Raw genomic sequence first — 9617 nt, 5'->3', positions numbered from 1 at the left:
TGATGAGCCACTTTTGGGCATCATTGTCTGGGTGTTCATAACTTAAAGAAAAACCCGTTGAAGCGGCTGCTACAACGGGTTTTCTACTCTTGGTCTATAGGTTCTTGACCTGTGGTTTTTTGGGCCGTCATTACTCCTCCTGAACATCAGCTCGATTTAAAGCTGCGGTAACAGGTTATATTTTGTCATACACTTCGGGCAACACTCAGATGTTATGAGTGGCGCTGGTTGCGATTGCAGCGTTTATCAAAGTGCTTAACCCACCAATAACGGTCTGCAACTTCTTCTCGCCCACCAATACGAGCGCCGACCAACCATAACAGTGCACCAACAAAAATACTCATCACTGCGCCGTGGGCAAAGAATTGCGGTAAACCAAATTGTGTAACTTCGGCCAAAATTGAGTAACCTACCCCAACGACCATTGTCACCAATCCCAGTCCCATCAGCACATTACCGAGTCTTGCTGCGCTTTTACGTTTCATATGCCACCTCCACTTGGGTTGCCAATAAATAATCACTACGTTCAGCATCCGAAACTGCTTGCTTAATGCGATTATTCATGTCCACTTAATAACTAAGTATAGTCAGGCTGGCAGTAAAGGTATTGCGCTTGCGATCACAACTGGCGAATATATTCCGACAAATCTTTACATTTTCCAGCCATTTGGCACTAAAGTTGAATTGTTACACAAATGAACTATTCACCGTTCTAATTATTAACCCCCAGCAAACTCACACCAGCAGTTTTGTCATTACGCGCCATGACAGGTAAACTGTCACACTTTAATTCCTTTAGTAATAGCGAATGACGACGTGAGTAGCATTAAATTAATCGTTGGGCTGGCAAATCCGGGCGCAGAATATGCTCAAACCCGCCATAATGCGGGAGCCTGGTATGTGGACTTATTGGCACAGCGCCATAACCAACAACTGAAAGAAGAGAGCAAATTCTTCGGTTATACCGCACGGTTAAATCTGGCAGGCCAAGATGTGCGCTTGCTGGTACCGTCTACCTTTATGAATTTAAGTGGCAAGGCTGTTGCGGCAATGGCAGGGTTTTACCGCATCTTGCCAGAAGAAATTTTAGTCGCACACGATGAGCTGGATATCCCACCGGGTGTGGCGAAATTGAAGCTAGGGGGCGGCAACGGTGGCCACAATGGTCTGAAAGATATTCAGAGCAAGCTCGGTAATAACCCAAATTTCTATCGTTTACGCATTGGTATCGGCCATCCTGGCGATAAAAGTAAAGTTACTGGTTTCGTTCTGGGCAAACCACCGGCCAGTGAACAAACCCTAATTGACGACGCCATTGATGAATCTATTCGCTGTACTGAAGTGCTGCTGAAAGAAGATATTACCAAGGCTATGAATCGCCTGCATTCTTTCAAAGCGGGCACGCAGTAGAGGTTTACCTAATTCCCCGGAAACCGCCTTGCACCGGGGAATTAACCTTTCACTTTATTGATTTTTGTTGCACAACGCATTGATGCCCTGCTGACCTTCACCGGTCAGGACAACACCGCCAATAATGACTCTAACCCGCCCTAGAAAATGATTACTTTTGGCGTCATATTCATCCGCAATATCTTGCAGTTCATCAGTGCAAAAAAGCGTATCCCAATCGGCAGCTTTTTTCTTATTATCTGATAAATCGTGGCTACGCTCGAACTTGTCATTGATGGCAGTGAATTTCAGTTGAACACCGTCAAAATCCTCATAAAGTGTTTTTTTCTGGTAACCCACATATCTTACGCTTTTGTCTGATCGGTTTTCTATTTGCAGACCATATTGATCAACCAACTCTGCAAAGCTTGGCCCAGCAGGCTCAGAATCTGCCGTCAGAAACCACATTCCCAAGATCCCCACCACGCCCCCAAACAAAATCACTATCAGCCATTTATAGATATTCATTTCCATGGGAATAATCCAAATTCAGTATGCTGACCCTAATATTTAGTTATCGGACATTTAGCAAAAAACTTCAGGTAGAGGAAGCGTGATCCAGAGCACAGAGTTAGAAAAATCAATTACCTATCGGATATTACGATAAAAGCAATTCACACAATGAAACAGCATGATCGAGATAAATCGTCAGAATGTGTATAATGGCGGCATAAATTTTGATTACATCGGCCCGTTAACCCTAACGAGTTGATTTTTAAGTTATTTAAGGTGATATAAAACATGGGATTCAAATGCGGTATTGTGGGCCTGCCTAACGTTGGTAAATCCACCCTGTTCAACGCGTTGACACAAGCGGGTATTGAAGCCGCTAACTTCCCGTTCTGTACCATTGAACCCAATACGGGTGTGGTGCCAATGCCGGATCCGCGTCTGGACCAACTGGCCGAGATTGTAAAACCTCAGCGCATTTTGCCAACCACGATGGAGTTCGTGGATATCGCAGGCCTGGTAAAAGGGGCCTCGAAAGGTGAAGGGCTGGGTAACCAATTCCTGACCAATATTCGTGAAACCGAAGCGATTGGCCATGTAGTGCGTTGCTTTGAAAATGACAATATCATCCATGTTGCTGGTAAAGTTGATCCCGCTGATGATATTGACACTATCAATACTGAACTGGCTCTTTCCGATCTGGAAACTTGCGAACGTGCTATTCATCGCGTGCAGAAGAAAGCTAAAGGCGGCGATAAAGATGCTAAAGCTGAACTGGAAGCACTGGAAAAATGCCTGCCGCATTTAGAGAATGCTGGCATGCTGCGTGCATTGAACCTGACTGCAGAAGATAAAGCGGCCATCCGTTACTTGAGCTTCCTGACGCTGAAACCAACCATGTATATTGCTAACGTCAATGAAGATGGTTTTGAGAATAACCCATATCTGGATCAAGTGCGTGCCATTGCTGCCGCTGAAGGTTCAGTCGTGGTTGCAGTGTGTGCCGCGGTTGAATCTGACATCGCTGAGATGGAAGATGCAGACCGTGCTGAATTTATGGCCGAGTTGGGTATTGAAGAGCCAGGTTTGAACCGTGTGATCCGTGCCGGTTATGAATTGTTGAATCTGCAAACTTACTTCACCGCCGGTGTTAAAGAAGTCCGTGCCTGGACCATCCCTGTAGGTGCAACAGCGCCACAAGCTGCCGGTAAAATTCACACCGACTTTGAAAAAGGCTTTATCCGCGCCCAAACTATCGCTTTTGACGACTTTATTACCTACAAAGGTGAGCAAGGTGCAAAAGAAGCAGGGAAGATGCGCTCAGAAGGTAAAGATTACATCGTAAAAGATGGCGATGTGATGAACTTCTTGTTCAACGTCTAAATAAAATTTGTTGTCTCATGGGGTTTCGCTGAATCTCATAAGAATCGAAAACGCCATAAAATCCACGCAATTGCGTGGATTTTTGTTGGCAGAGCACGCATTGTTCCGTTCTATGCCAGTAGCAGACGTGGCTAACTCTGCACTGCATTAATTATTGGGGAGCAGGTAAATCAGGCTGGTTGGCAAAATTAAGAATGGTGGCTTAGTGCTGCACTTCGGACTTGAATCTGCCAATAGTCCAGCGTCGCCTTATTTAGAACGGCTTTGTATAGGTTTTTTTATAAATAAGCGCGGCGTAATGCCACGCCTCAGACCGCTGACAAATCCTAAGGATTCGATCTTGCAAGGTGAAACCGGTAGAAGAGTAAAGCGTCCGCGCCAAGGACCGTGAGGCTCGAGCCCCCTGAGAAGGGTTTACGGCGTCTTTATGATCTACCTGTTTTCACCGTTGCGGGCACTTTGTCATTAATCTCAAGCGCGGCTTAGCGCCACGCTTTGATTTAAGTACAGAATGCGTTTTCACTCGGTTACTGCGGAATAGGTGTTACCAACGGCTCGCCAGAAAAATAGGCATTAACATTTTCCAGCACCAGACGCGACATCTCTTTGCGCGTTGCCCAAGTAGCACTGGCCATATGCGGTGTGGCGACCACATTTGCCCGGTGTAACAATGCTTGCGGGACTTGCGGTTCGTCGGTGAAAACGTCCAGACCGGCCCCCCCGAGTGTCCCCTCTTCGATGGCTTCAATCAGTGCCCGTTCATCAACTACCGAACCACGGGAAATATTGATCAGAATGCCTTCTGCGCCGAGGGCATTCAACACATCGCGGTTAACGAGACCGCGGGTTTCTGCGCCACCGTTAGTACAGACCACCAGAAAATCACTCGCCTCCGCCAGCGATAGCAATGTTGCATGGAAGGTGTAATCCATGTCGGCAAGTGCGGCTCGATCCGTATAGGCGATCGACATATCAAATGCGGCAGCGCGTTTGGCGATAGTACGCCCAATACGCCCCATGCCAATAATGCCTAACCGCGCCCCTGAGACTTTACGGGTCCACGGGTAACCGCCCTTCTGCCATGCACCCTGTTCGATAAAGCGTTGTGCTCCGGGGATCTGACGTGACGTTGCCAGTATCAACCCCATGGCCAGGTCAGCAACGTCATCCGTTAAAACGCCGGGGGTATGGGTCACGGCGATATCACGCTCTCTTGCTGCGGCAACATCAATACCGTCATAGCCCACACCAAAGTCGCTGATGAGTTCAAGGTTAGGTAGCCGTTCTATAAATTCTCGACTGACCACGGCTTCGCCGTTGGTGAGTACTACACGAAACTCGACGGCCAACCGGTCAAACTCCCCAGCGGCCATGTCGTTGTATTCATATACGTCGTATAGCGCGTTCAGTTGTGCATTCAACTGATCTGGTAGCGATGCCTGTTTTAATACTTTATGTTTAACCGCGATATTCTTCATAACGAGACCTTAATGTTGCGAAAGCGATGAGGCTGACGATTTTGTCGCCATTATTTTGGATGGGCGACCGACATAGATACCGACGATACCGCCGATAACCAGTGCCGTAGCAATGATCAATAAGCCATAATGGAAACTGCCGGTGACATCCTTTATTCTGCCCAGCAATGGCGGCAATCCCAGACCGGCAAAGTTGGCAATAGCATTAATGAAGGCGATAGAAGCCGCCGCAGCGACACCCGCTAATTTTTCGGTCGTTACCGCCCAGAATATTGGGGTCAATGCGAAATTAAAACCAACGGTCAATACCAGCATAATATAGGCAATAAAGAGGTTACTGGTGTATATCGACGCGGCCAACAGCAAGCCGGAAATAATCAACGGCACCCCCAGATGCAGCGAGCGCTCTTTGGTCAGATCCGAGTGACGTCCATTTACGTACATAAAGAGAGCTGCAAAGGCAAAAGGAATAGCCGACAAAACGCTAATAACGAAATTGCTCTGTTCGGTAGCGACACTTTTAATAATTAACGGCAGGAAGAGTGTAATACCAATTGAGCAAAATGCTTGCAAGAACCACACCAGACTCAATAGCAATACCACTTTATTCTTGAGTGCACTGGTCCATGAATGATGTTTCCCAACGACTGCGGCACCATTATCTTGTTGTAACGTGGCGTTCAGCCATTTTTTCTCGTCTGCACTCAGCCAGGTGGCATGGTTTGGCGTATCCGGCAGACGTAACAGTACCAGGCAGCCGAGAATGATGGCTGGGATACCTTCCATCGCAAACAGCCAACGCCAGCCCGCGATATCAGCAATACCGTGCATATTGAGAATACTTCCGGAAATCGGTAATCCAATCACTGACGCCAGCACCGATCCCATATAGAAGAATGACATAGCACGGGCACGGTTACTCTTGGGAAACCAGCAGGAGATATAGTAGATAATCCCCGGCGTAAACCCGGCTTCGGCCATGCCCAACAAAAAGCGCATCACGTACAGTTGTGTCGGCGTTTGGACCAATGACATCCCAGCGCTAACAATCCCCCAAGTAATCATGATGCGCGCAATCCAGATGCGAGCACCAACCCGAGTCATAATGACGTTACTCGGTATTTCAAAAATGATGTAGGAGATATAAAACATACCTACACCCAGGCCATACATACTGGCAGACAGGCCCAAATCGGCATTCATTTGCAGTGCCGCAACGGATATATTAGTTTTATCCAGATTGGCAACAAAGTAGCAAATAATAATAAACGGTATTATTTTTGCGTTTAATTTCTTTAGTGTTGTAGAGCACAGATCGATGTTCATTAATATCACCTTAATGAGTGTACCCCTGGTGTCAGGGCATAAGATGGCCATTCCACGTAATGTGGATTCAAAACAAATATGTATATATCGATATTTTTATTAATTACTTTATTGATATAGTTTTACTGTATATCCCTATTATTTAAAAATATATAGGATAGGTTACCATTCGGCTACAGCACCATCTTCATAACGCCAAATTGGATTACGCCAATCAGGTGCATTCTTACTGCGCTCAATGACCAGCTCTTCATTAATTTCAACGCCCAGTCCTGGTTTATTTAACGGATAGAAATAACCATCGGTCATGGTAAAATCTTCTTTATTAATGACATAATCCAATAATTCAGCCCCCTTATTATAATGGATCCCCATACTCTGCTCTTGGAATACCGCATTACGCGCCACAAAATCCAGATGTAGGCAAGAAGCCAGTGCGATCGGCCCTAATGGGCAATGTGGTGCCAGCGAAATATCGTAAGACTCCGCCATCGCCGCTATTTTGAAGCATTCCGTGATTCCACCCGCGTGCGACAAATCCGGCTGGATGATGGCTAAACCACCGTCGGCTAATACGCGTTTGAAGTCAAAGCGCGAAAACATGCGTTCACCGGCAGCAATGGGAATATGCGTTTGTGCGGCCAGACGAGGATAATATTCGGCCTGTTCGGCCAGTACCGGTTCTTCGATAAATAGCGGGCGGTAAGGTTCGAGCTCTTTGATTAGGATCTTCGCCATAGGTGCATTGACGCGGCCATGGAAGTCGAGCCCAAACTCAATGCTGTTACCGAATGCTTCACGTATTTGCGCCACGACAGCAACGGCGTCGTCAACTTTACGTGAGTTGTCTATCAAACCCATCTCTTCGCAACCATTGAGTTTAAAAGTATCAAAACCAATGCCTTTCAACTTTTTAATACCTTCAATCACATCCGCTGGGCGGTCGCCGCCAACCCAACTGTAGGCTTTAATTTTATCGCGAACCAGGCCACCGAGCAGTTGATAGACAGGAACGCCCAGGGCTTTGCCCTTAATGTCCCACAGTGCCTGATCGATGCCGGAAATCGCGCTCATCAGAATCGGGCCACCGCGATAAAATCCACCGCGATAAAGCGTCTGCCAAATGTCATTGATTCGCGCCGGATCCTGCCCGATCACATATTCAGACAGCTCATGCACAGCGGCCTCAACACTGCGGGCACGGCCTTCAACAACCGGCTCTCCCCAACCGACAATACCTTCATCCGTTTCTATCTTCAGGAAGATCCAGCGCGGCGGCAGCCGGTATGTGGTTAGTTTAGTCACTTTCATCGGGTCGATTCCTTATAGGCTTTAACAAAGGCTTTGGCTTGCTGTATCGTACGTTCAACCGACTGCCCGGCGCGGTAGAGATCACTGCCCAAGCCTGCACCGACACAACCGGCATTAAGATAGATATGTAAATTTTCAGGAGTGATACCCCCCACCGCAAAAACCGGAACTTCTGGCGGTAACACAGCTTTCAACGCTTTGATGTAATCCGGCCCAAATGAGTTGGAAGGAAAGATTTTCAGCGCCTGAGCGCCCGCATCCAGCGCATTGAAGGCTTCCGTCGCGGTCGCACAGCCAGGGCAAACGGTCATGCCATACCCAACCGCTCGGCGAATCACTTCCGGCTGAATATTGGGGGTGACCACCAGACGGCTGCCCATCGCATGCAGTTCATCAACTTGCGCAGGTTGCAAAACTGTACCAGCACCAATCAGCGCGCGATGCCCAAACTCTTTCACCGTTTCACTGATGCTGCGCTGCCAGTCAGGAGAGTTGAGTGGGATCTCCACTGCATCAAAACCAGCCTCCAACAATGCTGCCACATGCGCCTGAACATCTTGTGGCGTGATGCCGCGCAAAATAGCGATCAATGGAAGATCAGTAGTCCAACTCATTGATAATACTCCTCATACCAGTCTGGAAAGCGCGGTTGCCTTCCAGCGTTTGCCAGGTTAGTCCGGCAAACTTCAATGCTTGCTGATAACGCACGGTCAATTTCGGACTACCAATTAAGGTTATTGGCTTATCGCCAGTGGCGCAGTACTGCCGCTGCATTTGTGCCACTTCATTGCCGATCAACAGCCCTGATAACCATTCACTGACAGCGCTTTTATCTAATTGCCCCAATACATGCGCCGCACGGGTCTCAAAAAGACTGCGAATAATGTTGGTTTCTTTGAAACCACTCTCCAGCCCTTGCTGGAATACCGCCGGATTTGCCTGTTGCTCAGTAAGCCCGATACCAATAAGCGAATGGTGCATCAGCAAATGGTGGAGTTCGCCCGTCATGACGGTGCGGAAATCAACAATCTCGCTGCCATCCATCTGTACCCATTTACTGTGCGTACCCGGCATCAAATACAGTGAAGCTGGACATTCTGTATAAGCACCGATTAACTGTGTTTCTTCACCGCGAATGACATTGCAATTACCTTCGTTGACCACACTCAGACCCGGAATAATCCACGCGTTGAACGGTGTGGCCTGCTCAACCCGCGTTAACTGTTTGGACAAATCAGTCAGCCGCGTCGGGCAAGGCAGATATGGCACCGTCATCCATCCTGCGTTGCTGCCAACCATTCCTGCCATCAGAACCGGTACCTGATGAGCTTGCCATGGCAAAAGTGTGTCGCGGAAAACCTGTTCGGGTGTGCGACCATTGAGCCGGGTAACACCCGCTTCTGACTCCAGGTAATTGGTACATTCACCGTTCAGGTAGAGCCAGGCGCGCAAGTTGGTCGAGCCCCAGTCAATGGCGATATAACTTTCTCTCATGTAATATCCTTCAGCCTTTTGGTCGAGCTGGCGATCATCGTCAATGCCGCCTGTTCTGCTGCATCTGCGTTCTGATGCCGTATCGCATCGTACAGATCCTGATGCTCCTGCAATGTGCGCGGCATATTGGCTTTATCGGCCATATAGGTCCGTTCAAATACGGCACGCTGCAAGGAACTTATCGCCACACTTAGTTGTTGCAGCACCGGGTTATGCACCGATGCCAGTACCGCTTCGTGAAAACGGATGTCAGCCTCATTGAACGCGTCACGATTTTGGTGATAGGCGATCATATCGTTAAGCGCCTTTTCAATAACCGCCAATTCGCTGGAGGTCGCCCTTTCCGCAGCCCAACGGGCAACGACCGGTTCAACCAGATTACGCACCTCGCTCATCGCCGAGATCAGCCGGGGATCGTAATCATTCGCCAATGACCACTGCAAAACATCCGTATCCAGATAATTCCACTGATTGCGTAAAGCCACAAAGGCACCGCGATAACGTTTTATCTCCACCAACCGCTTCGACATCAACGAGCGCAGCACTTCACGAATGATGTTCCGTGACGTCTGGAACTCCTCACACAGCTCGGTTTCCGCTGGCAATGCAGACCCAGGGGCATATTTACCACTAACGATTTGCTGCCCTATCTCGAGAATAATGCGATCGGTTTTACTCAACTCTTGGCTACTCATAAGTGCTCCACGAAAGACAAAAAGGAAAAGT

The 9617-nt window shown here is 48.2% G+C and carries 10 protein-coding genes; 2 read left to right on the top strand and 8 right to left on the bottom strand.

Translation table 11 applies throughout. From position 1 onward, the window contains the following. Positions 1-212: 212 nt before the first annotated feature. Complete coding sequence (gene ychH / locus ACNSO8_RS23955) at positions 213-485, bottom strand: stress-induced protein YchH (RefSeq protein WP_005161340.1); 273 nt, start codon at positions 483-485, stop codon at positions 213-215. A gap of 331 nt (positions 486-816) precedes the next feature. Here ychH and pth point away from each other — a divergent pair, with 331 nt between their 5' ends. Then, positions 817-1410: an aminoacyl-tRNA hydrolase gene (gene pth / locus ACNSO8_RS23950; protein WP_019079658.1), complete on the top strand. Its 594-nt coding sequence runs from the start codon at positions 817-819 to the stop codon at positions 1408-1410. Positions 1411-1464: 54 nt separating this feature from the next. On the opposite strand, the gene ACNSO8_RS23945 is transcribed toward pth, so the two are convergent. Continuing rightward, positions 1465-1923, bottom strand: coding sequence for a hypothetical protein (locus tag ACNSO8_RS23945; protein WP_019079659.1), 459 nt, complete (start codon positions 1921-1923; stop codon positions 1465-1467). Between the two features lie 267 nt (positions 1924-2190). Here ACNSO8_RS23945 and ychF point away from each other — a divergent pair, with 267 nt between their 5' ends. Then, positions 2191-3282 carry a redox-regulated ATPase YchF gene (ychF, locus tag ACNSO8_RS23940; protein WP_019079660.1) on the top strand — a complete coding sequence of 364 codons (1092 nt, stop codon included), beginning with the start codon at positions 2191-2193 and terminating at the stop codon, positions 3280-3282. Between the two features lie 527 nt (positions 3283-3809). Here ychF and ACNSO8_RS23935 read toward each other — a convergent pair. The 6 genes from ACNSO8_RS23935 to dgoR form a co-directional block, all read right to left on the bottom strand. Continuing rightward, a complete protein-coding gene (locus tag ACNSO8_RS23935; protein ID WP_411927559.1) occupies positions 3810-4760 on the bottom strand; it encodes a 2-hydroxyacid dehydrogenase in 951 nt (316 codons plus the stop codon). Positions 4761-4769: 9 nt separating this feature from the next. Further along, positions 4770-6086: an MFS transporter gene (locus tag ACNSO8_RS23930; RefSeq protein ID WP_019079662.1), complete on the bottom strand. Its 1317-nt coding sequence runs from the start codon at positions 6084-6086 to the stop codon at positions 4770-4772. A 162-nt stretch (positions 6087-6248) separates the two neighbouring features. Then, positions 6249-7397 carry a galactonate dehydratase gene (dgoD, locus tag ACNSO8_RS23925; protein ID WP_019079663.1) on the bottom strand — a complete coding sequence of 383 codons (1149 nt, stop codon included), beginning with the start codon at positions 7395-7397 and terminating at the stop codon, positions 6249-6251. Continuing rightward, the gene (locus tag ACNSO8_RS23920; RefSeq protein ID WP_019079664.1) at positions 7394-8011 is read right to left on the bottom strand and encodes a 2-dehydro-3-deoxy-6-phosphogalactonate aldolase; all 618 of its coding nucleotides are present in this window, start codon (positions 8009-8011) and stop codon (positions 7394-7396) included. Before ACNSO8_RS23920 ends, dgoD begins: the two co-directional genes overlap by 4 nt. Next, positions 7995-8891 (bottom strand): 2-dehydro-3-deoxygalactonokinase, encoded by an 897-nt coding sequence (locus tag ACNSO8_RS23915; RefSeq protein WP_019079665.1) that lies wholly within the window; start codon positions 8889-8891, stop codon positions 7995-7997. Before ACNSO8_RS23915 ends, ACNSO8_RS23920 begins: the two co-directional genes overlap by 17 nt. Further along, entirely contained in the window at positions 8888-9586 is a 699-nt protein-coding gene (dgoR, locus tag ACNSO8_RS23910; protein ID WP_019079666.1) for a D-galactonate utilization transcriptional regulator DgoR, read from the bottom strand. Before dgoR ends, ACNSO8_RS23915 begins: the two co-directional genes overlap by 4 nt. Between the last annotated feature and the right edge of the window lie 31 nt (positions 9587-9617).

The sequence above is a fragment of the Yersinia sp. LJYL362 genome, from assembly GCF_048323875.1.
Note: the sequence above shows the minus strand (reverse complement) of the source record. Positions and strands in the feature narration are given on the sequence as shown.

Excerpts from the sequence above, each read along its gene's own strand:
- ychH (WP_005161340.1), bottom strand. The coding sequence starts at position 485 with ATGAAACGTAAAAGCGCAGCAAGACTCGGTAATGTGCTGATGGGACTG.
- ACNSO8_RS23945 (WP_019079659.1), bottom strand. The coding sequence starts at position 1,923 with ATGGAAATGAATATCTATAAATGGCTGATAGTGATTTTGTTTGGGGGC.
- ychF (WP_019079660.1), top strand. The coding sequence starts at position 2,191 with ATGGGATTCAAATGCGGTATTGTGGGCCTGCCTAACGTTGGTAAATCC.
- ACNSO8_RS23935 (WP_411927559.1), bottom strand. The coding sequence starts at position 4,760 with ATGAAGAATATCGCGGTTAAACATAAAGTATTAAAACAGGCATCGCTA.
- ACNSO8_RS23930 (WP_019079662.1), bottom strand. The coding sequence starts at position 6,086 with ATGAACATCGATCTGTGCTCTACAACACTAAAGAAATTAAACGCAAAA.
- dgoD (WP_019079663.1), bottom strand. The coding sequence starts at position 7,397 with ATGAAAGTGACTAAACTAACCACATACCGGCTGCCGCCGCGCTGGATC.
- ACNSO8_RS23920 (WP_019079664.1), bottom strand. The coding sequence starts at position 8,011 with ATGAGTTGGACTACTGATCTTCCATTGATCGCTATTTTGCGCGGCATC.
- ACNSO8_RS23915 (WP_019079665.1), bottom strand. The coding sequence starts at position 8,891 with ATGAGAGAAAGTTATATCGCCATTGACTGGGGCTCGACCAACTTGCGC.
- dgoR (WP_019079666.1), bottom strand. The coding sequence starts at position 9,586 with ATGAGTAGCCAAGAGTTGAGTAAAACCGATCGCATTATTCTCGAGATA.